19 protein-coding genes are annotated in these 26,597 nt (G+C 71.0%); 11 read left to right on the forward strand and 8 right to left on the reverse strand.

What is annotated here, in order from left to right; all coding sequences use genetic code 11:
* Positions 1-81: 81 nt before the first annotated feature.
* From ACH41F_RS07585 to ACH41F_RS07610, 6 genes are all read left to right on the forward strand, one after another.
* A complete protein-coding gene (locus ACH41F_RS07585; RefSeq protein WP_398833756.1) occupies positions 82-1,950 on the forward strand; it encodes a glycogen debranching N-terminal domain-containing protein in 1,869 nt (622 codons plus the stop codon).
* Between the two features lie 141 nt (positions 1,951-2,091).
* Positions 2,092-2,850: an NUDIX domain-containing protein gene (locus ACH41F_RS07590; protein ID WP_391233691.1), complete on the forward strand. Its 759-nt coding sequence runs from the start codon at positions 2,092-2,094 to the stop codon at positions 2,848-2,850.
* Between the two features lie 175 nt (positions 2,851-3,025).
* Positions 3,026-5,059 carry an ATP-binding cassette domain-containing protein gene (locus tag ACH41F_RS07595; protein ID WP_398833759.1) on the forward strand — a complete coding sequence of 678 codons (2,034 nt, stop codon included), beginning with the start codon at positions 3,026-3,028 and terminating at the stop codon, positions 5,057-5,059.
* 162 nt (positions 5,060-5,221) lie between these two features.
* The gene (locus ACH41F_RS07600; protein ID WP_391233693.1) at positions 5,222-6,109 is read left to right on the forward strand and encodes an FCD domain-containing protein; all 888 of its coding nucleotides are present in this window, start codon (positions 5,222-5,224) and stop codon (positions 6,107-6,109) included.
* Positions 6,110-6,535: 426 nt separating this feature from the next.
* Positions 6,536-8,074 carry an RNA polymerase sigma factor gene (locus ACH41F_RS07605; protein WP_391233694.1) on the forward strand — a complete coding sequence of 513 codons (1,539 nt, stop codon included), beginning with the start codon at positions 6,536-6,538 and terminating at the stop codon, positions 8,072-8,074.
* A 130-nt stretch (positions 8,075-8,204) separates the two neighbouring features.
* Positions 8,205-9,182, forward strand: a complete 978-nt coding sequence (locus ACH41F_RS07610; protein WP_391233695.1) for a trypsin-like serine protease — start codon at positions 8,205-8,207, stop codon at positions 9,180-9,182.
* Positions 9,183-9,529: 347 nt separating this feature from the next.
* On the opposite strand, the gene ACH41F_RS07615 is transcribed toward ACH41F_RS07610, so the two are convergent.
* Entirely contained in the window at positions 9,530-9,760 is a 231-nt protein-coding gene (locus ACH41F_RS07615; protein WP_391233696.1) for a hypothetical protein, read from the reverse strand.
* Positions 9,761-10,198: 438 nt separating this feature from the next.
* Here ACH41F_RS07615 and ACH41F_RS07620 point away from each other — a divergent pair, with 438 nt between their 5' ends.
* From ACH41F_RS07620 to ACH41F_RS07630, 3 genes are all read left to right on the forward strand, one after another.
* Positions 10,199-12,319, forward strand: coding sequence for a DNA gyrase subunit B (locus ACH41F_RS07620; RefSeq protein ID WP_391233697.1), 2,121 nt, complete (start codon positions 10,199-10,201; stop codon positions 12,317-12,319).
* Positions 12,320-12,537: 218 nt separating this feature from the next.
* Positions 12,538-13,095, forward strand: coding sequence for a DUF485 domain-containing protein (locus tag ACH41F_RS07625; protein ID WP_391233698.1), 558 nt, complete (start codon positions 12,538-12,540; stop codon positions 13,093-13,095).
* Entirely contained in the window at positions 13,092-14,684 is a 1,593-nt protein-coding gene (locus ACH41F_RS07630; protein WP_391233699.1) for a cation acetate symporter, read from the forward strand. Before ACH41F_RS07625 ends, ACH41F_RS07630 begins: the two co-directional genes overlap by 4 nt.
* Positions 14,685-14,929: 245 nt before the next feature.
* Here ACH41F_RS07630 and ACH41F_RS07635 read toward each other — a convergent pair whose 3' ends face one another.
* From ACH41F_RS07635 to ACH41F_RS07650, 4 genes are all read right to left on the reverse strand, one after another.
* Positions 14,930-15,610, reverse strand: a complete 681-nt coding sequence (locus ACH41F_RS07635; protein ID WP_398833763.1) for a response regulator — start codon at positions 15,608-15,610, stop codon at positions 14,930-14,932.
* Complete coding sequence (locus ACH41F_RS07640; protein ID WP_398833765.1) at positions 15,607-17,328, reverse strand: ATP-binding protein; 1,722 nt, start codon at positions 17,326-17,328, stop codon at positions 15,607-15,609. The genes ACH41F_RS07635 and ACH41F_RS07640 overlap by 4 nt, the downstream gene beginning before the upstream one ends.
* Before the next feature lie 178 nt (positions 17,329-17,506).
* Complete coding sequence (locus ACH41F_RS07645; protein WP_398833767.1) at positions 17,507-18,451, reverse strand: sucrase ferredoxin; 945 nt, start codon at positions 18,449-18,451, stop codon at positions 17,507-17,509.
* A gap of 57 nt (positions 18,452-18,508) precedes the next feature.
* Positions 18,509-19,762 carry a citrate synthase gene (locus ACH41F_RS07650; RefSeq protein ID WP_398833769.1) on the reverse strand — a complete coding sequence of 418 codons (1,254 nt, stop codon included), beginning with the start codon at positions 19,760-19,762 and terminating at the stop codon, positions 18,509-18,511.
* Between the two features lie 97 nt (positions 19,763-19,859).
* Here ACH41F_RS07650 and ACH41F_RS07655 point away from each other — a divergent pair, with 97 nt between their 5' ends.
* Complete coding sequence (locus tag ACH41F_RS07655) at positions 19,860-21,026, forward strand: citrate synthase/methylcitrate synthase (RefSeq protein ID WP_398833771.1); 1,167 nt, start codon at positions 19,860-19,862, stop codon at positions 21,024-21,026.
* Positions 21,027-21,287: 261 nt separating this feature from the next.
* On the opposite strand, the gene ACH41F_RS07660 is transcribed toward ACH41F_RS07655, so the two are convergent.
* Together ACH41F_RS07660 and ACH41F_RS07665 are read right to left on the reverse strand one after the other, a co-directional pair.
* Positions 21,288-21,527, reverse strand: coding sequence for a hypothetical protein (locus ACH41F_RS07660; protein WP_391233705.1), 240 nt, complete (start codon positions 21,525-21,527; stop codon positions 21,288-21,290).
* A gap of 300 nt (positions 21,528-21,827) precedes the next feature.
* Positions 21,828-22,382: a DUF6082 family protein gene (locus tag ACH41F_RS07665; protein ID WP_391233706.1), complete on the reverse strand. Its 555-nt coding sequence runs from the start codon at positions 22,380-22,382 to the stop codon at positions 21,828-21,830.
* Between the two features lie 322 nt (positions 22,383-22,704).
* Between ACH41F_RS07665 and ACH41F_RS07670 the strand changes: the two genes are divergently transcribed.
* Positions 22,705-23,775 carry a CobW family GTP-binding protein gene (locus ACH41F_RS07670; protein WP_398833774.1) on the forward strand — a complete coding sequence of 357 codons (1,071 nt, stop codon included), beginning with the start codon at positions 22,705-22,707 and terminating at the stop codon, positions 23,773-23,775.
* Positions 23,776-23,887: 112 nt separating this feature from the next.
* Here ACH41F_RS07670 and ACH41F_RS07675 read toward each other — a convergent pair whose 3' ends face one another.
* Positions 23,888-26,350: a DNA topoisomerase (ATP-hydrolyzing) subunit A gene (locus tag ACH41F_RS07675; RefSeq protein ID WP_398833776.1), complete on the reverse strand. Its 2,463-nt coding sequence runs from the start codon at positions 26,348-26,350 to the stop codon at positions 23,888-23,890.
* Positions 26,351-26,597 lie beyond the last annotated feature (247 nt).

A 26,597-nucleotide genomic window follows, 5' to 3' on the forward strand; every position in this document is an offset into this window, starting at 1 on the left:
GTCGGCGAGCTGCCGCCCACCCACACCGCCCTGATCTGTGTCGCCCTCCCGGGCCTCGCGATTTCCACGGAGCACGGGCAGTTGACCGGTCGTGGGCTGGAGGGGTTCTACCGGGGCGGTCGACGGGTGTTGTCCCGCTGCCAGGTCCGGGTTGCCGGACGGGAGCCGCTCGCGGTTCAGTCGCGCATGAACACGGCCGACAGCGCCCGTTTCGTGGGGACCGTCCGCACCTCGGCGCATGCGGGTCCGGACCCGGACGTCGTCGTGGAGCGCCTGCGCCACGCGGACGGCACCGAGCGGATCACCCTGCACAGCGCGGCCCCGCGCCCGCTGCGTCTGCCGGTCGAGGTGGCCCTCGGCGCCGACCTGGCCGACCTGGGGGCGATCGCGAGCGGCACTCCCGGCCCCGAACTGCCCGCGAGCGTCCACGACTCCGGTCTGCGCTGGTCGTCCCCCCTCGGCAACTCGTCGGTCACGGCCGACCCGCCGCCGTCCGACGCCTTGGCCTCGGCCGGGTTGCTGCGCTGGGAGTTCGTCCTGCCCCCGGGAGGCAGTACCAGCGTGGAGCTGCGGGTTCGTACGGACGGCGCGGGACCCGTCCGGGCCGTGGGACGGGCCGCCACGAGCCCTCTCGCGCCCGCGCGGGCGTCAGGCGACGACCCCAGAGTCCAGGAACTGCTCCGGACGAGCGTCGAGGATCTCCAGTCCCTGCTCCTGCGCGACCCGGCGCACCCGACCGACACACATCTGGCCGCCGGAGCGCCCTGGCGCTGTGGTCTGGCCCCGGCCGAGGCGCTTGCCGCGGCCCGGATGACCCTGCCCCTGGGCACCAGGCTCGCGGCGGGCACCCTGCGCACGCTCGCCCGCACCCAACTGCCCGGCCCGGGACGGCAGTCCGGCATGATTCCCGGCCCCAGACGCGACGCGGGCCCGCACCTCCCGCCGAGCTGCACCGGCACGGAGGCCACGCTGCTCTTCCCGGTGCTCCTCGCGGAGGCCCGCCGCTGGGGTCTTCCCGATGCCGAGACGGAGGAGTTGCTGCCGGCCGCCGAGCGCTGTCTGACCTGGCTGCGGACCACTGTGGGCGAGGCCCCGTATCTGAGCGACCCGCAGCCCGGCGGCCCGGCCCGCTGCGAGACGCAGGCCCATGCGCACCGCGCCGCGTTGCTCGGCGCCGATCTGCTCGACGACTGCGGCAGACCGGGCGGCGCAGGGCTGCGGCAGTGGGCGCAGGACCTGCGGAGGTCGTTCCGGGAGGAGTTCTGGCTCGACGACGCGGGTGGCGGCCGACCGGCGGCGGCCCGCGCCCCGGACGGCCGACCCCTCCCGCACCTGGCCGCGGTCGCCGTCCACCTTCTCGACACGGGCCTGCTGGGCGGGGGCGAGCCGGCGGCAGGCCTGCTCGACAGAGTCCAGACCGAACAGCTCGCCCGGCTGCTCGGCGGCCCCGCCATGGACTCGGGCTGGGGGCTGCGCGGTCTGGGCGCGAAGGAGGCGGGGTACAACCCGTTCGGCCACCGCGGGGGAGCCGTACGCACGCATGAGACGGCGGTCGCCGTCGCCGGGCTGGCCGCCGCCGGCTACGAGAAGGAGGCGACCTCGCTGCTGCGAGGCGCCCTGGCGGCGGCCGAGGCCTTCGGCCACCGGCTGCCCGAGATGTACGCGGGAGAGCAGCGCACCGACGGAAGCGCACCGGTTCCGCATCCGGCGGCATGCCGACCCGCGGCCACGGCGTCGGCAGCGAGCGTGCTGATGCTGACCACCCTCGCGGGTGTCCGCCCCGACGCCCCCGCCGGGACCGTCACCCTGCGCCCGGTGCGCAGCGCGCCGCTGGGCGAGATCGTCCTGACGGGACTGAGGGTCGCGGGCGCCCCGTTCTCCGTACGGGTCGGCCGACTGGGTCTCGCCATGGTCGAGGAGGCTGCCGACGGGCTGCAACTGGGAGCGTGACCTGGTACGACGTGCTGGGCCGAGGTGCCGGACCGAGACGAGCGGGAGCCGGTGGAACCGGTGTCTAGCCGCGGTGGACGAGCGATGGATGCGGTCGGTGAACGGCGTGTTTATCGTCAGGCAGACGACTATGATCGCGGCATGCCCTACGACCCGTCAGCCTTTCCGCCCTTCGCCGTCACCGTGGACCTGGTCGTGCTGACCGTGCGCCGCCATGCCCTGTGCGCGCTGGCGGTGCGCAGGGGGGAACCGCCGTTCCAGGGGCGCTGGGCGCTTCCCGGCGGTTTCGTCCGGGCCGACGAGGACCTGTCGCAGGCCGCGGCCCGGGAGCTGGCCGAGGAGACCGGGCTGCGCGCCCATGAGCCCGCCGCCCCCGTCCAGGACAACGGAGCCCACCTGGAGCAGCTCGCGACGTACGGCGACCCCAAGCGCGACCCCCGGATGCGGGTGGTCAGCGTCGCCCACCTCGCGCTCGCCCCCGACCTGCCCGCGCCCCGAGCGGGCGGCGACGCCAGCAACGCACGCTGGGCGCCGGTCGAGGAACTGCTCCAGCAGGGCGGTTACGGCCGGGACGGCGAAGCGGTCGCACCGCTCGCCTTCGACCATGCCCAGATCCTGGCCGACGGGGTGGAGCGCGCGCGCTCCAAGATCGAGTACTCCTCGCTGGCGACGGCGTTCTGCCCCACCGAGTTCACCGTCGGCGAGCTGCGCCGTGTCTACGAAGCCGTGTGGGGAGTGGCGCTGGACCCGCGCAACTTCCACCGCAAGGTGACGGGGACGCCCGGCTTCCTCGTCCCCACCGGCGGCACCACCACCCGCCAGGGCGGCCGCCCGGCCCAGCTCTTCCGAGCGGGCGGTGCCACGCTGCTCAACCCACCGATGCTGCGCCCCGAAGTGTGAGGTTCACTCAACCTCCCTGCCGACCAGTCGAGATGTGACGCTCGGGCCATCGCTCGCGCAGGGGTGGAGTTCGGCGCGGGGCGCAGGTCCCCGGAGCCGGATCGCTCACCGACTGTCGGTCGAACGAGCCTTGCAGTGACGGAAAAAACGGACATAGCGCGCTATCTTGCTGAGGGTGATCCAGGCCTTCGGACTGACCAGCAACCCTCGCAAGGAGCTTCCACCCGCTGTCGACGACGTCTCCTTCGAGGCGCCCGCGGGTCGAGTCACCGCGCTGCTCGGCGCCCCGGGGGCGGGCAAGACGACGGCGCTCAGGCTCATGCTCGAACTGCAACAGGGGCGCGGGGTCACGTACTTCAGAGGCCGGCCCCTGCATCGGATCGCCCACCCGTCGCGTGAGGTCGGCGTGCTCCTCGGCGACGTGCCGGGGCACCCGTCCCGCACGGTCCGCAACCATCTGCGGATGCTGTGCGCCGCGGCCGGCGTCCCGGTCCGCCGTGCGGACGAAGTGCTCGAGGTCGTCGGCCTGGTCAGCCTGCGCGAGGAACGCCTCGGCACCCTCGCGCGCGGCATGGACCGCCGTCTCGGCCTCGCCTGCGCCCTCCTCTCCGACCCGCACACCCTCGTCCTCGACGAACCCGCCCACAGCCTCTCCGCCCGCGAGGGCCGCTGGCTGTACGGCATGTTGCGGACCCACGCGGCCCAGGGCGGCACGGTCCTGATCACCACGGCCGACCCCAAGGAGGCCGCTCGCACGGCCGACCGGGTCGTCACGCTGGAGGAGGGCCGACTCGTCGCCGATCAGGAGGCCGACGACTTCGCCCGCACCCGACTGCGCCCTCGAGTCGCCGTCCGCACCCCCCACGCCGCCCGTCTCGCCACCCTGCTCACCAGGGAGGCCCGCACGGCACAGCGCTCCGTCGAGGTCGTCCGGGAGGGCGGCAACCGGCTCTCCGTCTACGGCAGTACCTGTGCCGACGTCGGCGAGACAGCGTTCCGTCACGGCATCCTCGTACACCAACTCGCCGACGAGGTGGGGGACATGGGGCCGGGAGCGGGGGAGGCTCCGCGGGACACGTCCGAGGGTGCTCTTGCCCCGGCTCCGCAGGTCCGGGCGCCCGGGCCCGCTCGGCCCGCCCCTTTCGAGGGGCACCGACTCGCTGGCATCCCGAGGCCCGACACCGAGCCCCGGAGCCCGGCCTCGGACGGGACCCCCGTAGAGGACGGAACCTCCGTGGGAGACGCAACACAGGTAGACCCCGTAGGAGACGCGCCACAGGCAGATCTCGGCGAGGAGGCCCAGCAGCCCTCGGCCCCCTCCGTGCCCCGCCCCGTCGAGGGCGTCGCACCTCGGCGCGGTACGCGGCCTCGACCTCCCGCCGGGCTCACCAGTCTCGACGTTCGTGTCGAACTGCCGGCCCCCATCTCGGTCCGTTCCGCCCCCAGCCCGCTCCGTCCGCTGCGGTACGAGGTGCGGCGTGCCACCGGTGTCGGGACCGGGTTCCTGACCGGGGCCGCCGTGCTCGTCGTGTCCGCCCTGACCGCCGTACTGCTGGCCCGGGTCGGTCACACCCCGCAGCACCGCCTGCTGGCCGCCTGGCCGCAGGAGCTGCCGCTGCCGCCCGCAGCGCTCGGCGCGGGTCTGCTCGGGGCGTTCGCCTTCGGCGACGAGTTCCGCCACCCCGCGCTGGCGGCGGACCGCGGCACCGTGCCCCGCCGACTGGGGCTGCTCGCGGCCAAACTCGTCGTCTCGGCGGTCACCGCGCTGCTGCTGGCCTTTCTCACGGTGGGTTGCGACGCCGAAGTGCTCTACCTGCTCTACGGACGGGAGCTCGCGCAGGTTCCCGCGGACTGGCTGACCTTGGGCGCGAGTTGGATCAGCCTGGTGGTCGGGTGCGGCTGGGCCGGTGTGCTGGCCGCCGGGATCTTCCGGTCCACCGCGGCGGGGCTGGCGGCGGTGGTCGCGGTGCCCGTCGTCGTCGTACCTCTCGTACAAAAGGCCTTGGAGGGACCGGCTGTGCGGACGGCGGCCGGGTTTCCGCAGCGGCTGCGGGAGGTGTTCCTGGTGCAGTGGCCCTTCGGCGGAGAGCGCTGGCTCGCCGCCGCTGTGCGCATGATCGCCCAACCCGTGGGTGGCGCGCTGATGTTGTCGCTGACGGCCCTGCTCTGCGCATATCTGCTCACGACCCTGCGTAGCAGGGTCCGATGACGACCGTCCGCGTCCGTCCGGTCATGCTCTGCGCACAACTCCCCGTGGAAAGCCCATTTCTTTCCGATAAGGCGTCAATTGCGACGGGGTGAGCGATCACCCTTTCGTGTGCTTTTCACCAAAGACCTCAAGGCAGTTGGAGAGGGCGCCGACAAAAGATCCGTGAGTACCCTTGCGCACACCATGATGACCGCCGCCCGCTCCGCAGACTCCGGCCTCGCCGGCCCGGGCGGACTCGACCGCTACCCCTACGCGGAGGCGCCCGCCGCCGAGCGCGTCGGGGCCTCCGCGTGGGACGCCGCGGATCCCGAGCTGGGGCGTGTGGGCCGACGCGCCGCGGGCAGCCGGGGACGCGGACTGCACGGCCAACTCGTCCAGCAGCTGGGACAGATGATCGTCTCGGGCGACCTCGGTGCCGACCGCCCGCTGGTGCCCGAGGAGATCGGCCAGCGTTTCGAGGTCTCCCGCACCGTCGTCCGTGAGTCTCTCCGGGTCCTGGAGGCCAAGGGCCTGGTCAGCGCCCGGCCGAACGTCGGCACGCGCGTGCGCCCCGTCAGTGACTGGAACCTGCTCGACCCGGACATCATCGAGTGGCGTGCCTTCGGGCCGCAGCGCGACAACCAGCGCCGTGAGCTGAGCGAGCTGCGCTGGACGATCGAGCCGCTCGCCGCGCGCCTCGCCGCCGGGCACGGGCGCGACGACGCCCAGCAGCGGCTCGCCGACATGGTCGAGATCATGGGGCACGCTTTGGGGCAGGGTGACGCGCTGACCTTCTCGCGCGCGGACGCCGAGTTCCACTCCCTGCTCATCCAGCTCGCGGGCAATCGCATGCTGGAGCACCTCTCGGGCATCGTGTCCTCGGCGCTTCAGGTGTCCGGCGGTCCGGTGACGGGTTGCGACCGGCCGAACGAGGCGTCCCTCGTGCAGCACGGCAGGATCGCCGACGCCCTCGCCGCCGGCGACGGCACGGCGGCCGAGGCGGCCATGCGTCAGCTGCTCACCGTCCACCCCGAGGTCGAGCGTGTGGTGCCGGCGCCGCGCGAGCACTGACCACACACCGCGGGCGGTACGGCCGGAGGATGCCTCCCCCTCCTGGGCATCGTTCGGCCGGCGAACCGCCCCCCGTCGGACCCCGCAGGATCCTTCGGAATCCTGCGGGGTCCGACGGCGCGACAGGGCGGCTCCTCCAGCTCCTCCCTCGAAGCGCCCAATGCTGCCCACCTTTGCCCGTATCTGAACGTTTTTGATCGCTTACGGGGTGTGACTCGGGCCACGCAGATTGGGCGTAACGCTTGTGGAAACAACGCGATGACCTAAGAGGTGACAGCCGCGGAGGGAATACGGACGCCATAGAAGGCGCTGTGCATCTTCCCGGCCCCCGCCCGCACCGTCGGCCCATCTCCACGGCCGGTGGTCGGTTCCTGTCCAGCCCGGACGGGGCCGGAAGCCGTTTTCCAACGTTCCGAGAGGTTGTTCGTGTCGGCCAGCACATCCCGTACGCTCCCGCCGGAGATCGCCGAGTCCGTCTCTGTCATGGCTCTCATTGAGCGGGGAAAGGCTGAGGGGCAGATCGCCGGCGATGACGTGCGTCGGGCCTTCGAAGCTGACCAGATTCCGGCCACTCAGTGGAAGAACGTACTGCGCAGCCTCAACCAGATCCTCGAGGAAGAGGGTGTGACGCTGATGGTCAGTGCCGCGGAGCCCAAGCGCACCCGAAAGAGCGTCGCAGCGAAGAGTCCGGCCAAGCGCACCGCCACCAAGACGGTTGCCGCGAAGACGGTGACCACCAAGAAGGCCACCGCCACCGCCACCCCGGCGGCGCCCGCCGCCGAGGCTGCCGTGGACGACGAGGCGCCGGTGAAGAAGGCCGCCGCCAAGAAGACGACGACGGCCAAGAAGGCGGTCGCGAAGAAGGCGACGACCGCCAAGAAGACGGCCGCCAAGAAGACGACCGCCGGCAAGGACGACGCCGAGGTCATCGAGGACGAGGTCCTCGAGGAGATCAAGCCCGGCGAAGAGGAAGAGGAGGGCGGCGAGAGCAAGGGCTTCGTCCTCTCCGACGACGACGAGGACGACGCGCCGGCCCAGCAGGTCGCCGTCGCCGGCGCCACCGCCGACCCCGTCAAGGACTACCTCAAGCAGATCGGCAAGGTCCCGCTGCTCAACGCCGAGCAGGAGGTCGAGCTCGCCAAGCGCATCGAGGCCGGTCTGTTCGCCGAGGACAAGCTGTCCAACGCCGACAAGCTCGCGCCGAAGCTCAAGCGCGAGCTGGAGATCATCGCCGAGGACGGCCGCCGCGCCAAGAACCACCTCCTGGAGGCCAACCTCCGTCTGGTGGTCTCCCTGGCCAAGCGTTACACCGGCCGCGGCATGCTCTTCCTGGACCTCATCCAGGAGGGCAACCTCGGTCTGATCCGCGCGGTGGAGAAGTTCGACTACACCAAGGGCTACAAGTTCTCCACGTACGCCACCTGGTGGATCCGTCAGGCGATCACCCGCGCGATGGCCGACCAGGCCCGCACCATCCGTATCCCGGTGCACATGGTCGAGGTCATCAACAAGCTCGCGCGTGTGCAGCGCCAGATGCTCCAGGACCTGGGCCGCGAGCCCACCCCGGAGGAGCTGGCCAAGGAACTCGACATGACCCCCGAGAAGGTCATCGAGGTCCAGAAGTACGGCCGCGAGCCCATCTCCCTGCACACCCCGCTCGGCGAGGACGGCGACAGCGAGTTCGGTGACCTCATCGAGGACTCCGAGGCGGTCGTCCCGGCCGACGCGGTCAGCTTCACGCTCCTCCAGGAGCAGCTGCACTCCGTCCTGGACACCCTGTCCGAGCGCGAGGCGGGCGTCGTCTCCATGCGTTTCGGTCTCACCGACGGTCAGCCGAAGACCCTCGACGAGATCGGCAAGGTGTACGGCGTGACGCGCGAGCGCATCCGCCAGATCGAGTCCAAGACCATGTCGAAGCTGCGCCACCCGTCGCGTTCGCAGGTGCTGCGCGACTACCTCGACTAGGTCGAGGCCGTACGACGTCGAAGGCCCGGTTCCCGTACAGGGGGCCGGGCCTTCGGGCTGAGCGGGTGCGGGCGACGCCTCGGTGGATCACCCTGGGTGTCCCATGACCACCCCAGAGTGAGGAACGTGCATGCGTCGTCCCTTTGCCCGGCCGCTGACCGGGTCGCTGGTGCTCGCGGCCTTGGCGGGTGCCATACCGCTGGTGTCCGCCGCTCCTGTGGCCGCCACCCCAGTGGCCGCCGACAGCGTCGTCGTAGGCGGATTCCCCGTCGACATCTCCGAGGGTCCGTGGACCGTGGCGCTGTCGAGTCGTGACCGGTTCGGGGGTACGCGCGCGGGGCAGTTCTGCGGTGGCGTGGCCGTCGGTCGGACCACCGTGCTCACCGCGGCCCACTGTCTGGGCGAGGACGTCCTCGGGGGGCCGCCGGACCGGGTGGGTGACCTCAAGGTCATCGCGGGTCGAACGGACCTGCTCTCGAACGAGGGTCAGGAGATCCCGGTACGCGCCACCTGGGTGAACCCCGCTTACGACGCGGGCACCAACGCCGGGGACTTCGCGGTCATCACCCTCGCCACAGCCCTGCCGGGCAGCTCCGCCATCACGATGGCGCCGGCCGGCGACGCCGCGTACGAGCCTGGCACTTCCGCCACCGTGTACGGCTGGGGCGACGCCACGGGCGGCGGCGACTACGCCCACAGTCTGCGGGCGGCACACGTGCATGTGCTGTCCGACGCCCTGTGCGAGCGCGCCTACCCCGGCAGCGCCGACGGCACCTACCTCGTCGGCACGATGCTCTGCGCCGGTGAGGCGACGGGCGGCATGGACGCCTGTCAGGGGGACAGCGGTGGACCGCTGGTCGCTCAGGGGAAGCTGATCGGGCTCGTGTCCTGGGGGAGCGGCTGCGGACGTGCGGGGAGCCCTGGGGTCTACACGCGCGTGTCGGACGTGCTGCGGACGCTCGGGTGGAACGGCGGGCCGGAGGCCGTGGGGGGCTCTGACGGGGCCAATAGGGGGCAGGGGGCCGTGAGGGTCCCTGAGCGGGCCAACGGTGGGCGGGAGGCCCCGAGGGTGCCCGACGAGGGTCTGACGGTGCGTGAGAGGCCGTAGGGGCGCTGACGGGGCCTCCTCAGGGCGCTCACGGAGGCCCGTGGCGGCACCTGCGGACGGCTGGCTGCTCGTGGGGCCACTCACGGTCGGCCCCAGAGCCGAACTCACGGACGACCCGTAGCTGCGCTCACGGTCGGTCCGTAGCCGTGCTCGCGAACGAACGGCCCGTAGTGGCGGCTCATAGTGCCGACAAGACGGCAGGCCCCGTACCCGGTGGCTGGCGCGGCCGTACCCGTCGGTCACGGCGCGCCCGTCCCTCCAGACACGGCGCGAGCGGCCGCCCCTCTTCAGGGGCGGCCGCTCGTGTGCCGGCCTGTGCCGGCGCTGGCTCGTCGTGATGCGAGGTGTCAGCGATCTTCTTCCGAGGCGGATGCGGGAGCGGTCGTCAGGCGCTCCGTCTCGTCCTGTATCTCAGCGGCGATCTTCTTGAGTTCCGGCTCGAACTTGCGACCATGGTGGGCGCAGAAGAGCAGTTCACCGCCACTGAGCAGGACGACGCGCAGGTATGCCTGGGCGCCGCAACGGTCGCAGCGATCGGCGGCCGTCAACGGGCTCGCAGGGGTCAGAACAGTAGTCACGTCGCCTCTTCTCTAGCTCGACGAGCTGTCGTACCAGGGTCAACATCCAACCAACCCCAAACGTTCCCGCTCAGGGCTTCTCCTCGAAAAAATCTTTCGAGGCCGGCCGTCTGCTGCCGGTGGCGGCGAATGTGCCGTATTGCGTGTCTAGGTGTCTTACGGATTCGCTCTTGCGGTCAAAGTCCGTCCTCCCGGCTGGGTTGCCGGTTGTTCATGAGGACGTGCCCGGAGCCTAAATGGTTCATGCCCCGAAGGGAACGTGATATGTACTTCACTCCATCGAGGGATCGAACATGCATGCGACTCTGGACTATCGTGACTTCCGACGAGGGTGGCGTTACAACGGCTCTACCAGGCCTCGGTACCCTCTTGGCGGCGACCGAAGCCGCGCCCTTACCCATCAGGGCGACATCTGAAATTCAGCGAGGAGCGAACCGCGTGACCGCCGAGACGTCCGTGCCGTCCACAGCGCTGCTGGCAGGAGCAGACCGGGACGGTTCCAACTACACCGCGCGGCACCTGCTCGTCCTCGAGGGCCTCGAGGCCGTACGCAAGCGCCCCGGTATGTACATCGGCTCGACCGACAGTCGAGGCCTGATGCACTGCCTCTGGGAGATCATCGACAACTCCGTCGACGAGGCTCTCGGGGGCTATTGCGACCACATCGAGGTGATCCTCCACGACGACGGCTCGGTGGAGGTCCGGGACAACGGCCGAGGCATCCCGGTCGACGTCGAACCCAAGACCGGTCTGTCCGGCGTCGAGGTCGTCATGACCAAGCTGCACGCCGGCGGCAAGTTCGGGGGCGGCTCGTACGCGGCCTCCGGCGGCCTGCACGGCGTGGGCGCCTCCGTGGTGAACGCCCTCTCCGCGCGGCTGGACGTCGAGGTGGACCGCGCGGGGAACACCCACGCGATCAGCTTCCGGCGCGGCGTGCCCGGCGCCTTCGCCGGGGCGGGGCCCGACGCCAAGTTCGAGACGGGCGGCCTGCGCAAGACCAAGCGGATCCCGAAGACCCGCACCGGCACGCGCGTGCGGTACTGGGCCGACCGGCAGATCTTCCTGAAGGACGCCAAGCTCTCCCTGGAGAACCTTCACCAGCGCGCCCGGCAGACCGCCTTCCTGGTGCCCGGGCTGACCATCGTCGTCCGCGACGAGTTCGGTCTCGGCGAGGGGGGCAGCAAGGGCGAGGAGTCCTTCCGCTTCGACGGCGGTATCAGCGAGTTCTGCGAGTACCTGGCGAACGACAAGCCGGTCTGCGACGTCCTCCGCCTCTCCGGCCAGGGCACCTTCAAGGAGACGGTGCCGGTCCTGGACGAGCACGGGCAGATGACGCCCACCCAGGTCACCCGGGAACTCGACGTCGATGTCGCCCTGCGCTGGGGCACGGGCTACGACACGACCCTCAAGTCGTTCGTGAACATCATCGCCACACCCAAGGGCGGCACCCATGTCGCCGGCTTCGAGACGGCCGTGGCCAGCACCATGAACGAGGTGCTGCGCGCCAAGAAGCTGCTTCGCGTCGCCGAGGACGACATCGTCAAGGACGACGCCCTGGAGGGCCTCACGGCGGTCGTGACCGTGCGTCTCGCCGAACCGCAGTTCGAGGGCCAGACCAAGGAAGTGCTCGGCACGTCGGCGGCCCGGCGCATCGTGAACACCGTGGTCTCCAAGGAGCTCAAGGCGTTCCTGACGTCCACGAAGCGGGACGCGGCGGCCCAGGCCCGGGTCGTCATGGAGAAGGCGGTCGCCGCGGCACGCACGCGCATCGCGGCCCGTCAGCACAAGGACGCACAGCGCCGGAAGACGGCCCTGGAGTCCTCGTCGCTGCCGGCCAAGCTCGCCGACTGCCGCAGCGACGACGTCGACCGCAGCGAACTGTTCATCGTCGAGGGGGACTCCGCGCTCGGTACGGCCAAGCTGGCCCGGAACTCCGAGTTCCAGGCGCTGCTGCCGATCCGCGGCAAGATCCTCAACGTCCAGAAGTCGTCCGTGACCGACATGCTCAAGAACGCCGAGTGTGGCGCGATCATCCAGGTCATAGGAGCGGGTTCGGGCCGGACCTTCGACATCGACGCGGCCCGCTACGGCAAGATCATCATGATGACCGACGCCGATGTGGACGGCTCCCACATCCGGACGCTGCTGCTGACGCTGTTCCAGCGCTACATGCGCCCGATGATCGAGGCGGGCCGGGTCTTCGCGGCGGTGCCGCCACTGCACCGGATCGAGCTCGTCCAGCCCAAGAAGGGCCAGGACAAGTACGTCTACACGTACTCGGACCGAGAGCTGCGCGACAAGCTCATGGAGTTCCAGAGCAAGGGGATCCGCTACAAGGACTCCATCCAGCGCTACAAGGGCCTCGGTGAGATGGACGCCGACCAGCTGGCCGAGACGACCATGGACCCACGGCACCGCACGCTGCGCCGGGTGAACCTCTCCGACCTGGAGGCCGCCGAGCAGGTCTTCGACCTCCTGATGGGCAACGACGTGGCGCCGCGCAAGGAGTTCATCTCGAGCTCGGCGGCCACGTTGGATCGGTCACGGATCGACGCGTAGTGCTGCGCCGGGTTTGGGCCGGGGGCGGCTCGGAGGGCGGCTCGGGGCGCCGGTCAGGGGCGGGGGCACTCAACTCGCCGCGTCTGACCGCCTGATGGTCGATCGCTGGGGCGAGCCAATCGCCCCGGCGAGCCGGTCCGCCAGGTCGAGTCACCTGATGGGGTGAAGCGGGAGGAGAAGAAGAGTCGGGGATCTTCCTGTTCTGTCCATCCTTGGGCATGCAGTCAAGCAACGGTCGTCCCCGCGCAGACGAGAGTGGTCCCGAAAGTGCGGCCGGGAACCACGACGGTCAGCCCCCGGCGTTCGCAGAGACGTTCGGAGCGGTGAAGTACGACGACCCCTGGTACGACGCACTCGCCTCCGGCTGGGGCGAGTCGGGCGGCGCCGGGGCGCCCGTGCCCCTGCCGGTCGCCCGGTCCGGACGGGCCGAGCGGGAGGAGGCGGCCGCGGACGTGTACCTCCAGGTGCAGCGCAGCGCGGCCTTCCAGGAAGTGCGCTCCAGGTACCGCAGGTTCGTGGTGCCGGCATGCCTCGCCTTCTTCGCCTGGTACGTGGGGTACGTGGTGGCCGCGACGACCGCGCCCGGGCTGATGGCGCGGCCGGTGGCGGGGGCGGTGAACGTGGCGATGGTCGCCGGACTCGGGCAGTTCCTCACCACCTTCCTGCTGACGTGGGCGTACGCGCGCCACGCCCGCCTGCGCAGGGACCGGGCGGCATTGGAGCTGCGCTGGGACACCCAGGAGCTGACCAGGGGCATTCAGGGCGGTGCTTCGTGACGAGCGACCACCAGACGCTGGCGCTGCTGCTGTTCAGCGCCTTCGTCGCGGTCACGTTGGCGATCACGACGTGGGTGAGCCGCAACCGGCACGGCTCGGCGGAGGAGTTCTACGCCGGGGGCCGGCTGTTCTCGCCGATGGAGAATGGTTTTGCCATCGCGGGTGACTACATGTCGGCGGCATCCTTCCTGGGCATCTCCGGACTCATCGCGCTCTTCGGGTACGACGGGATGCTGTACTCGGTGGGTTTCCTGGTGGCGTGGCTGGTGGTGCTGTTCCTCGTCGCCGAACTGGTGCGCAACTGCGGGCGGTTCACGCTGGCCGACGTGGTGGCGGCGCGGATGAGCGAGCGCCCGGTGCGGATCGCGGCGGGAACTTCCTCGGTCACGGTGTCCGTTCTGTATCTGGTGGCGCAGATGGTGGGGGCGGGGAGCCTGGTCGCCCTGCTGCTCGGCGGCACCAGCGAGGCGGCGCAGACCTGGACGGTCATCGGCGTCGGCGCGCTCATGGTCATCTACGTGTCGTTGGGAGGGATGCGGGCCACCACCTGGATCCAGATCGTGAAGGCGGTCCTGCTCCTCGGCGGCACGATCGCGCTGACCGTGCTCGTCCTGGTGCGCTTCCACGGCGACTTCGACCAACTGCTGCTCACCGCGGCCGAACGCAGTGGCCACGGCGAGAAGTTCCTGGCGCCCGGGCTCAAGTACGGCGGGGACTGGACCGCGCGCTTCGACTTCATGAGCCTGGGACTCGCGCTGGTCCTGGGGACGGCGGGGCTGCCGCACATCCTGTCGCGCTTCTACACCGTGCCCACCGCGCGGGCCGCTCGCCGTTCCGTCGTCTGGTCGATCGGACTCATCGGCGGCTTCTATCTGATGACCATCGTCCTTGGTTTCGGGGCGGCGGCGATCGTCGGTCCGGACGCCGTGCGGGGATCCAACGCGGCCGGCAACACCGCCGTGCCGCTGCTGGCCCTCGATCTGGGCGGCGGGGCGAACTCCACGGGTGGAACGGTTCTGTTCGCCATCGTCGCCGCGATCGCCTTCGCCACGATCCTCGCGGTGGTCGCCGGCATCACGCTCGCCTCCTCCGCGTCCGTGGCCCACGACCTGTACGCCTCGCTGCGGCGGCGGGACACCGAACCCCGCAGTGAGGTCGCCGTGGCGCGTGTCGCCGCCGTCGGGATCGGTGTGGTGGCGATCGGCCTCGGCCTGTTGGCCCGCGACCTCAACGTCGCCTTCCTGGTGGGCCTGGCCTTCGCGGTCGCCGCGTCCGCCAATCTGCCGGTGCTGCTGTACTCGCTGTTCTGGCGCGGCTTCACCACCCGAGGAGCGGTGTGGGCGGTCTACGGAGGGCTGGTCCCGGCCGTGGTGCTGGTGCTGCTGTCGCCTGTGGTGTCCGGCAGTCCGGCGTCGCTGTTCCCGGGCGTCGACTTCCAGTACTTCCCGCTCCAGAACCCCGGCCTGGTCTCGATCCCGCTGGGCTTCGTCGCCGGCTGGCTCGGGACGGTCACCTCGGCGGAGGTGGCGGACGAGGCCAAGCACGCGGAGACCGAGGTGCGTTCCCTGACGGGGGCTGGGGCGGCGTAGGGGTGGGTGGCCGTACGGGGCCTTGACTTGCAGGCCTGCGTTGGGGCGGGTGGCCGTACCTGGCCTTGCCTTGCAGGCCCGCGTAGGAACGGCCTCGCCCCTCCGCCGCAGGCTCCCGTCATCGCCGTAGTCGCCCCGTAATGCCGTACTGCCGTACGACCGCCGTGTCGGTCGAGCAGGGGGTGGGCCTGCATCCGTATCCGGGGAGGGCACGGTTCCTTCCCCCGCCCCCACGGGCCGTGTCCTCAGGCGCGGGTCGCCCAGACGTAACGGTGTTCCGGGCGGCCCGCGTCGCCGTACTTGAGGGTGAGGCGGGCCCGCCCGGTGCGCTCCAGGAGCTTGAGGTAGCGCTGGGCGGTCTGGCGGCTCACTCCGGTGCGTTCGGCGATCTCCTGGGCCGACAGGGGGCCTTCGGCGTTCAGCAGGGACTGGCGTACGAGTTCCGCGGTCGTGGGGGAGTGGCCCTTGGGCAGGTCGGGCTCGGAGGGGGCGGACAGGGCGCTGAAGATGCGGTCCACCTCCGCCTGTTCGGCCTCGCCGCCGCTGTCGAGGGTGCGGCGCAGCTCGGCGTACGCCTCCAGCTTGGCGCGCAGGCCCGCGAAGGCGAACGGCTTGACCAGGTACTGGAGCGCGCCCTGGCGCATGGCCGCCTGCACGGTCGTGATGTCACGGGCAGCCGTCACCATGATCACGTCCGTCTGGTGACCGCGGCGGCGCATCTCCTGGACGACCGACAGACCCGTCTCGTCGGGCAGGTAGTGGTCCATGAGGACCAGGTCGAGCCTGGGCAGCAGTTCGACCTGGCGCAGCGCCTCCGCCGCGCTGTGCGCCTCACCCGCCACGCGGAAGCCCGGCACCTTCTCGACGTAGGCGGCGTTGACTCGCGCCACCCGTATGTCGTCGTCCACGACCAGGACCTCGATCATCGCGACTCCTCCTCGACGGTGTTCCCGGCGGTGGCTGTGGCGGTGGTTCCGCCGGCGTTCCCGGCGTTCCCGGCGGTGGGCGGGGCGGTCAGCGCGGGCTCCAGGTCGGGTCCCGCCAGGGCCTCGGGCAGGACGACGGTGAACTCCGCGCCCCCGCCGTCCGCCTCCGTCACGGTCGCGCTGCCGCCCTGGCGCTCGGCCAGCCTGCGCACCAGGGACAGCCCGATGCCCCGCTTGCCGTGCGTCGGCGGCTTCTTTGTGGACCAGCCCTCGGTGAAGACCAGGTCACGGTGTTCCGCGGGGATGCCCGGCCCGGTGTCGCGCACCCTGAGGACGGCGGTACGGCCCTCGGCACGCAACTCGACCTCCGCGCGCGCGTGCGGTGTGCCCGCGACGGCGTCCAGGGCGTTGTCCACCAGGTTGCCGACCACCGTGACGACGGCGCGGGGATCGATCAACCGGTCCGGGAGCCAGGTCCGGTCCGAGATCCACAGGGCGACCGCGCGCTCCGCGGCGACGGTCGCCTTGCCGACCAGCAGGGCCGCGAGCAGGGGGTCCTCGATCTTCTCGGTGACCTGCTCCGAGGTGGCGCGGTGATCGCCGACGACCTCTCCGACGAAGTCCACGGCCTCGTCGTACAACTCCAGTTCGAGCAGCCCCAGAAGCGTGTGCATGCGATTGGCGTGCTCGTGGTCCTGGGCGCGCAGGGCGTCGATCAGACCTCGCGTGGAGTCCAGCTCCCGGCCGAGCTGCTCCAGTTCGGTGCGGTCGCGCAGGGTGGCCACGGCGCCGCCGTCGTCGGTGGGCATGCGGTTGGCGATCAGGACCCGCTGGCCGCGGACGGTGAGGAGGTCGGTGCCGGTCACCCGGCCGGCCAGGACGTCGGCCGTACGGCCCTCTCCGAGCGCCTCCTCCAGGGAGCGGCCGACCACCTCGTCGCCGATGCCCAGAAGGCGCTGCGCCTCGTCATTGAGGAGGCGGATACGGCCCGCGCGGTCGAGCGCGACGACGCCCTCCCGGATGCCGTGCAGCATCGCCTCGCGCTCCGCGAGCAGCGCCGAGATGTCGGAGAAGGCCAGGTCCCGGGTCTGCCGCTGGACCCGCCGGGAGATGAGCCAGGCGGCGAGCGCACCGACGGCCAGGGCGCCGCCCGCGTAGGCGAGCAGCCCCGGTATCGCGTGGATCAGCCGGGCCCGGACACTGTCGTAGGCGATGCCGACCGAGACCGCGCCGATGATGTCGCCGTCACTGTCGCGCAACGGCACCTTGCCGCGGGCAGAGCGCCCCAGGGTGCCGTCGTCGATCTCCATGACCTCCTGGCCGCCCAGCGCCCGCGTGGGGTCGGTGGAGACGATCCCGCCGATCTGCCCGGGGTCGGTGTGCGACCAGCGCACACCGCGCGTGTTCATGATCACGACGTACTCGGCCCGGGTGGCCTTCCGGATACGCTCGGCCTCCACCTGCACCGGCCCGTCGACCGACGGCGCGGTGCTCTGCAGGTCCTTCGCGATCTGCGGCTGCTCGGCGGTCGTCTGCGCGATCGCGAGGGCCCGGCGCATCGCCTGGTCGTCCAGCTGGTCGCTCAGCGGCGCGAGGAAGAGCCCCGTCGCGAGCACCGCGACGCCCGCGGCGATCGCGAGCTGCATCAACAGCAGCTGCGAGAACATCCGCCGCGGCAGACCGAGGCGGAGGCGCCGTGCGGGGGGAGTGGGGCTCATACCCATGACGGTACGCGGAGGGGTGTGAACAGCCGTAGGGGTGTGGCGTGGATCTCTTGATCAATACATGCGGGGCGTACGGCGCCACGTGATGACGCTTTACGACGTCCACGCCGGGGAGGCGGCGTCCAGCTCAGCTCAGCTCAGCTCAGCTCGCGCCGGGGAGGCGGCGTCCAGTTCAGCTCGCGAGCGCTGCCGTGGGTGCCAGCTCCCGCACCGCCACGACGTCCATCCGCGCGGGCGAGCCCAGCACCGAGGTCCCGCAGCTCTCCGCGCGCGGTGGCAGGGAGGCGCTCTGGGCCACGACGACCCGCCAGTGGCGCCCGTCGACGTGCGCGACGGTGACCTCCCAGCGCGGGGCGGCGCCGTCCGTGCGTACGACGCTCAGCACGTCCGCCGCGTACTCGCCCGCTGCCGCGCGCACCGCCAGCTCCGCAGCCTGGCCGGGCCGCTCCCACGCCGAGCTGCCGCGGCACCCCTCCACGACGATCCGCCCGTTCTGGACGCTGTGCAGGATCTGCTTGACCGCTTGGGCACTCACCCGGCCGTAGGCGTAGCCGTACGGCAGGACGAGCAGCGTCGGTGAGAAGCGATGTCCACCCAGATGGGTGACCTCCCAGACGCCCTCGGCCCCGGAGGCGGCGAGCTCGGCCGCCAGGGGGCGCCCGAGGACGGCGCAGCAGCGGTCGCGCTTGCCGTTGGTGCAGACGAGGGCCAGCGGGGCGCCGGTGTACGGGCGTCCGTCGAGCGCGCCGGCGACGCTGCGGTGGTCGCCCGCGCCGAGCGCGGCGAAGTCGAGATCGAGCAGCCGCCGCGGATCGCGGACCTCGGCACTGTGCAGCCAGACGCCGCCGGGAGCGGTGTGGGACACGTACACGCGGCGCATCGACGGGGTGCCGCAGTCCGCGTGCCGCCCGGGCCGGCGGATGAGCGCGACGCGTACGCCTGTGCCCTTGGCCGCCCGTTCCAGGGCGCGGCCCAGCGCGGGGTCCAGGTGGCTGGAGGTGAGCGCATGCGCGCCCCACGGACCGGGCTGTTCGAGGAGCAGCCAGGTCTTCGCGGTCGCCGCGGTCCCGGAAACGGGCTCGTCGAGGTCGCGGGAGACGGATGTACACGTACTCACAGAGGTGAGCCTAACCTGACTTGGCTCCGTGTGACTCCCGACCGTGCTCGTGTCCCGCTACGGCAGCGCTTGAGGGGGTTTGGCGCCCACGTAGAGACCACTGGGCCGCATGCGCAGGGGCCGTTCCCCGTACTCCTCCAGGGTGTGGGCGATCCAGCCCGCCGTACGGGCGACCGCGAAGATCGTCTCGCCGGCGGTCGCGGGCATCCCGGTGGACACGGTGAAGACGGCCAGGGCGAGGTCGACGTTGGCGTGCAGCGGGGTGTGGCGCGCGGTGGTGGCCACCACGTCACGGGCCGCGGCCAGGGCGGGCTCGGCGTGCGGCATCTCCTCCAGGAGGGCGAACAGCGCACGCGCGCGGGGGTCCTCGCCCGGGTAGAGCCGGTGGCCCAGTCCCGGGATACGGCGTCCGGCCCGCAGTTCGTCGGCGATCACGGGGGCCGCGTCGCCCTGGTCGAGTACGTCCAGCAGAAGCCGGTGAGCCAGTCCGCTGGCGGCGCCGTGCAACGGGCCCTCCAGGACGCCGAGTCCGGCGGAGACGGCCGCGTAGGCGTGCGCGCGGGCCGAGGCGGCGACCCGCACCGCGAGGGTGGAGGCGGCCAGGTCGTGGTCGACGAGCAGCCCCAGGGCGGTGTCCAGGACGCGCACGGACGCCTCGTCGGGCCGGCGCGCGCTGAGCCGGTCCCACAGCCGCTCGGCCAGTGAGCCCTCGTCACGGTGGCCCATGCGCACCGGCGGCAGGGCGGCGACGAGGGTGGGGATCAGGATGCGCGCGGTGCCGAGCACGGCGTCCTCGGACAGGTCGAAGCGCAGCGGGTCCGCGGTCGCGGCGGCGATGGCGGCGACCCGCAACCGGTCGGTGGGCGAGGTGTGTTCGGGCAGTGCGTTCACGGCCCGGCGGGCGACGGAGACCGAGGACTCGGGGGCCGTGAACCTCGTGCCGGGGCGCATCCGCCCGGTCCACAGCCACTCGGCGATCTCTTCGTAGGAGTGGCGTGCGGCCAGTTCGGTCGCGTCGACGCCCCGGAAGTAGTACCGGTCCGTGTCGATGAGTGTGATGCGGGTCCGTACGGACAGTTCGCCGCCGGATCCCTGACTCCCGGCGCTCTCCCGCCTGTTGCGCCGGGCGAGCGCCTGGACCTCCTTGGCGTCGAAGGTGCTGCCGCGGCCGCCCGGTACGCGCCGGCTGCCGAGCTGACCGCGGCTCACGTACGCGTAGACGGTCTCGGGCTTCACGCCGAGCAGCTCGGCCGCCTCCTTGGTGGTCAGCCGTCGTCCCTCGAGGTCGGGGGCGGGTTCGTGATCGCGCATGAGGTCACCGTATCCGCGTGGAGTAATCATTGATTTAATCAATGTTGACAGAGCATTTAGTCAACATGGACAGTGAAATCAAGTTCAGGGAGGAATCATGTCCGTCAACAGGACCGCAGGCACCCTCGTCGACGTACCGCGAGGTCTCGCGGGTGTCGTCGTCACCGACACCGAGATCGGTGACGTGCGGGGGTCCGAGGGCTTCTATCACTACCGCCAGTACTCGGCCGTCGAACTCGCGCAGACCCGCGCGTTCGAGGACGTCTGGCACCTCCTGGTTCACGGCGAGCTGCCGGACGCCGGACACGGAGCCGTCTTCGCCGCCGAGACCGCCGCGCTGCGCCGGCTGCCCGACGAGGTACGGGCGGCACTGCCCGCCCTCGCGGCCGCGAGCGCGGTCTCCGGTCCGCTCGCCGGGATGCGCACGGCGCTGTCGCTGCTGGGCGCGGCCAAGGGCTTCCGGCCGGTGTACGACATCGACGGGGACCAACGCCGCCGGGACGCTGTCGTGGCGACCGCGGCCGTACCGACGCTGCTCGCCGCGCTGTACCGGCTCGGGCGCGGACTGGAACCCGTGGAGCCGCGCGAGGACCTGTCCTACGCGGCCAACTACCTCTACATGGTGACCGGTTCGGAGCCGGACCCCCTGCGGGCCCGGGCAATCGAGCAATACTTGATCTCAACCATTGATCACGGCTTCAATGCATCAACCTTCACGGCGCGGGTCATCGCCTCGACGGGTGCGGACGTCGGGGCGTGTCTCGTGGGGGCCGTGGGAGCGCTGTCGGGGCCGCTGCACGGCGGTGCGCCGAGCCGTGCGCTGGACACCCTGGACGCGATCGGCACGCCCGACCGCATCGACGCCTGGATCCGTGAACGGGTCCTCGCGGGGGAGCGGATCATGGGCTTCGGTCACGCGATCTACCGCACCGAGGACCCGCGCTCCCGGATGCTGCGCGAGGTCGCGGAGCGGTTCGGCGGCCCACGCGTCGCCTTCGCCGTCGAGGTCGAACGCCAGGTCGAGGCGATCCTGGCGGAACTGAAGCCCGGCCGCGAACTCCACACCAACGTCGAGTTCTACGCCGGCGTCGTCATGGAGCTGTGCGGCCTGCCCCGCGAGATGTTCACCCCCACCTTCGCGGCGGGGCGGGTGGTGGGCTGGAGCGCCAACATCCTGGAACAGGCACAGGACCCGAAGATCATCCGGCCGGTGGCGCGGTATGTGGGGCCGGGGGCGCCGGTGGCGGTGCCGGTGATGGCGTGACCGGCGGGGTCATGTGCCCAGGCGTGCCCCGGCGCGCTCCCGGTGCGGTTTCGGACGGAGGCAACGCCCCCGGCAGCAGCGGCGGAGGCAGCGGCCCCGGCACCGCGAGCGGAGGCAACTGGCCGGGCGTCAGGGGCGGAGGCAACGGCCCCGGCACCACGAGCGGAGGCAACAGGCCCGGTACCAGGAGTGGTACCGGGCCCGCGCCGCCGAGGAGAAGTCAGGAAGCGCATCCCAAGGCGAGGGGTCGCCTCGACGCCGTCATGCGTCAGGAATGTCGGTCTTGGCTCTGAGAAGCGTTTCCCGGGTGATCACCACGATGCGTTCGTAGTCGGCGCGGGCGGCGTCGGCGGGAAGTTGTGCATCGAGTGAGTCGGTCGCGTCGGTGCCGATGACGGCGAAATCACCGTTGGCCAATTCAAAAATGTCCGGGCAGGTTGCCCCGGTCGCGCTGCCTCGTTCTCGCGGTGACGCCCCGAGGCGACGGACGATCTGACTCACTGTTGATTTCCCTACTGGTCTCAAGGCACTGGCGCCTGCGCACGACTGCAGCGCGGCGCACGATCACATCCCTGTAGGGCTGGGCCTCGACCACCGGGCGGCGTGGAGCGACGAATCCTTGGCGGCCGACTCCTCGCGCGGTCGCGCAGCAGTCAACCTCTTCTTGTCCCGATGAACGCGTGGTTTTATGCATCCGTTATCGCCCGTTGGCGTGATGTCCACCGACAGGCGTGCGAGTGGAGGTCGCTCAAGGGCGGTGAAGAGGGGAGGAGTTCGGCTCTCCCGTCATGTCCGGCGTGCCTATGGGCTCGGCGGCTCTCCCACCACCCACCACCCCTCCGTATCCGAGTCCTCCAGCTGGCGCAGTAGTTCGTCGACCATCAGTCCGAGTTCGGCCTCCTCGGAGTTCGCGATGCTGGCGCGGTGTTTCTGGGTCGCGTACCAGTATTCGCGCACGATCGGATTCTGGAACATTCCGCGCGCGAGACCGAAGAACTCTTCGCGGCTTATGTTCCCGATGCGGTAGTAGAGCAGCAGATTCGTGTAGAGGGCGTTCGCGAACAGGTATTGCCGGCGCTGCTTCGAGGAGACGGGGTCCTCGTAGAGGTCCAGGACCTCGGCGAGGTCGGGATCGTCGATCGCCTTGCTCAGCAGTTCCCAGTGCTGACGCTGCTGGGTGGCCAGGTTGGTGTGCTGCTGGTTGTGCGTGTGCTGTTCCAGGTGCGCCAGGCGTACGCGCAGCGACTCGAGTGTGTGGTGCTGCGCGGCCAGGGTGGCGAGTGCGCCGACGGCCGCGCCGAGTCCGGCCGCCGCAACGGAACCCAGTCCGCGTATCCCGTAACTCCGTGTGGCCATGTCAACCCCCGGTTCAGGCGGCCGTCCGCCGGTCGTCGGGGTGCGGGTCGACTGATGGGGACCGGCGAGCGGTGGGCGGCGCTTGCCGTCTCCCAGGGTGCCGAGCGGCTCTGATCGGCGGGGGAGGCGGAGAGGAGGCGCACGGAGGGAAGCGAGGGTCGCACGTACCGGCGCCTTGCCCAACGTCTGCCCCGCAAGTGCTGCTAACAATCGTTCACTTCGCGGTGATTCTTCCGGCTCGTATCCTGGTCCGGCATTCAATCCTCGTACGTGCGCCGGACCCACGATCCGGTGCACGCGTCGGTGTCAGAGAGGTCGCACGTTGAGCCAGCCGAGCCCCAGCCCCCGGCAGATCCCGGTCGTCGTCCTCGCCGGATTCCTGGGCTCCGGCAAGACCACCCTGCTCAACCACCTCCTCCACCACAGCGGAGGCAGCCGTATCGGGGCGATCGTCAACGACTTCGGGGCGATCGAGATCGACGCCATGGCCGTCGCGGGCGCCCTCGGCGACTCCACCGTCTCCCTCGGCAACGGCTGCCTGTGCTGCGCCGTCGACGCCGGCGAGCTCGACACCTACCTCGAACGGCTCGCCGCCCCCGCCGTCGGCATCGACGTCATCGTCATCGAGGCCAGCGGGCTCGCCGAGCCCGAGGAACTCGTGCGCATGCTCCTCGCCAGTGAACATCCGGGGATCGTCTACGGCGGGCTGATCGAGGTCGTCGACGCCGCCGAGTTCGACGACACCCGCGCCAGGCACCCCGAGATCGACCGGCATGTCGCCGTCGCCGACCTCGTCGTGGTCAACAAGCTCGACCGGGCGGCCGACGGCGAGCGCGTCCTCGACGCCGTGCGGTCCCTCGTCGACCGTGCCGCCGTGGTGCCCGCCACCCACGGCCGGATCGACCCGGAGTTCCTCTTCGACTGCCGGCCCAGCGAGGAGCGGATCGGCCAGCTCTCCTTCGACGACGTGCACGAGCACGGGGAGGAGCCGCACGAGGGTCATCTGCACACCGGGTACGAGAGCCTCTCCTTCGTTTCCGAGGCCCCCCTCGACCCACGCCGGCTGATGGCGTTCCTCGACAGCCGGCCCGAGGGGCTGTACCGGATCAAGGGGTACGTCGACTTCGGGCCCTACGACACCCGCAACCGCTTCGCCGTCCACGCCGTCGGACGGTTCCTGCGGTTCTACCCCGAGGCCTGGCCGGCCGGCGCCGAGCGCCTCACCCAGCTCGTACTCATCGGCACCGGCATCGACGCGCCCGCCCTCGGCGACCAACTGGAGGCGTGCAAGAGCCACGCCCCACACACCGCCGACGAGCACGGCATGTGGGGCGTCCTGCGCTACGTACAGGGCACGGAGGACGAGGCCCCCGAGCCTGTCGACGAGCCCTAAGGCCTGTGGCGGAAGTGGCCTCTGCCGCGCGACGCCCGGCACGCGCTCGCCGCACCGCTCGAAAGCCCGCGCGGCCGCCCTCCGGGCGACGAGGCCACCTTCACAATCGGCCCTAGACCGGCCCCGCCACCACAGACACCGGCTTGGCCAGCGACACACCCGAACCGTCCCGTCGCGGGTCGATCTCCGGAAGCTCCGCCGGCATGCCGTTCTTCTGCGCCGCACGGGCCGGCGCGGCGCCCGCCCAGGCCAGGGACAGGCAGTCCTCGCCCTTCAGGAACCGCTGGCAGCGCACGCCGCCCGTGGCGCGGCCCTTGCGGGGGTACTGGTCGAAGGGGGTCAGCTTGGCCGTGGTCTGGACGGAGTCGTCCAGGGTGCCGCGCGAGCCGGCGACCGTGAACACCACCGCGTCCACCGCCGGGTCCACCGCCGTGAAGGAGATGACCTTCGCGCCGTCCGTGAGCTTGATGCCCGTCATGCCGCCCGCGGGCCGGCCCTGCGGACGGACCTGCGAGGCCTGGTAGCGCAGCAGTTGCGCGTCGTCCGTGATGAAGACCAGGTCCTCCTCGCCGGTGCGCAGCTCGACCGCGCCGACGATCCGGTCGCCCTCCTTGAGGGTGATGACCTCCAACTCCCCCTTGTTGGACGGATAGTCGGGCACCACACGCTTGACGACACCCTGTTCCGTGCCGAGCGCCAGACCCGGCGACGACTCGTCGAGGGTGGTCAGGCACACCAGCGTCTCGCCGTCCTCCAGGGAGACGAACTCCGACAGGGGCGCGCCCCCGGCGAGGTTCGGCGCCGCCACCGTCTCCGGCAGCTGCGGCAGGTCGATGACGCTGATCCGCAGCAGCCGGCCGGCGGACGTCACCGCCCCGACCTCACCGCGCGCGGTCGCCGGGACCGCGGAGACGATCACGTCGTGCTTGACCCGCTTGCCGTCGGCGGCGTCCTCGGGGAACGGCTCGCCGTTCGCCGTACGGGCCAGCAGCCCCGTCGAGGACAGCAGCACCCGGCACGGGTCGTCCGCCACCTGGAGCGGTACGGCGGCCGTGGGGGCGACCGCTCCCGCCTCCAGCAGGACCGTACGCCGGTCGGTGCCGAACTTCTTGGACACCGCGGCCAGTTCGGTGGAGACCAACTTGCGCAGCTCGCTGTCCGACTCCAGGATCCGGGTCAGCTCCTCGATCTCCGTGGTGAGCCGGTCCTTCTCCGCTTCCAGCTCGATGCGGTCGAACTTGGTCAGCCGGCGCAGCGGCGTGTCCAGGATGTACTGCGTCTGGATCTCGCTCAGCGAGAAGCGCTCGATCAGGCGCTGCTTGGCCTGCGCGGAGTTGTCGCTGGAGCGGATCAGGCGGATGACCTCGTCGATGTCGACGAGTGCCGTGAGCAGGCCCTCCACCAGGTGGAGGCGGTCGCGGCGCTTGGTGCGGCGGAACTCGCTGCGCCGGCGCACCACCTCGAAGCGGTGGTCGAGGTAGACCTCCAGCAGTTCCTTGAGGCCCAGCGTCAGCGGCTGGCCGTCCACCAGCGCGACGTTGTTGATGCCGAAGGACTCCTCCATCGGCGTCAGCTTGTACAGCTGCTCCAGGACCGCCTCCGGCACGAAGCCGTTCTTGATCTCGATGACCAGACGCAGGCCGTGCGCCCGGTCGGTGAGGTCCTTGACGTCGGCGATGCCCTGGATCTTCTTCGAGCCGACCAGGTCCTTGATCTTGGCGATGACCTTCTCCGGGCCGACCGCGAAGGGCAGCTCGGTGATGACCAGACCCTTGCGGCGCGCCGTGACGTCCTCCACCGACACGGTGGCGCGGATCTTGAAGGTGCCGCGGCCCGTCTCGTACGCGTCCCGGATGCCGGCCAGGCCGACGATCCGGCCGCCGGTGGGCAGGTCGGGGCCCGGGACGTACTTCATCAGCGTCTCGAGATCCGCGTTGGGGTGGCGGATCAGATGGCGGGCGGCCGCGATGACCTCGGAGAGGTTGTGCGGCGGCATGTTCGTGGCCATGCCGACCGCGATGCCAGACGCGCCGTTGACCAGCAGGTTCGGGAAGGCGGCGGGCAGGGCCACCGGCTCCTGCTCCTGGCCGTCGTAGTTGGGGGCGAAGTCGACCGTGTCCTCGTCGATCGACTCGGTCATCAGGCTCGTCGCCTCGGCCTGCCGGCACTCGGTGTACCGCATGGCGGCCGGCGGGTCGTCGTTGCCGAGCGAGCCGAAGTTGCCGTGGCCGTCGACCAGCGGGACCCGCATGGAGAACGGCTGGGCCATGCGCACCAGGGCGTCGTAGATCGACGCGTCGCCGTGCGGGTGCAGCTTGCCCATGACCTCGCCGACGACCCGGGCGCACTTCACATAGCCGCGATCGGGGCGCAGACCCATCTCGTTCATCTGGTAGACGATGCGGCGGTGCACCGGCTTCAGACCGTCACGGGCGTCCGGCAGGGCGCGGGAGTAGATGACCGAGTACGCGTACTCGAGGAAGGAGCCCTGCATCTCGTCGACGACGTCGATGTCGAGGATCTTCTCCTCGTACGAGTCGTCGGGCGGCGGGGTCTTCGTGCTACGGCGGGCCATCGCTGCCGGCTCCTCTTTTCTGGTCGCTCGCCTTCGGGTCGCGCCCCTTCGGCTCACTCTTGCTGAAGCGTGAACGGGATCTGACGCGGACCATTGTGGACCGCGGCACTGACAACGCGGACGACGACCCGACGTCAGCCGTCCCGCCGGGTGTTCACCCGTACGGCACGCGGCCCCGCCCGCAGGCTACGGGATCTCGCTCTCGGCGTACGACCACCGGGAACTTCACCGGGGCTTCGCACGCTTG

The organism is Streptomyces sp. NPDC020489, assembly GCF_044386545.1.
GTDB lineage: Bacteria > Actinomycetota > Actinomycetes > Streptomycetales > Streptomycetaceae > Streptomyces.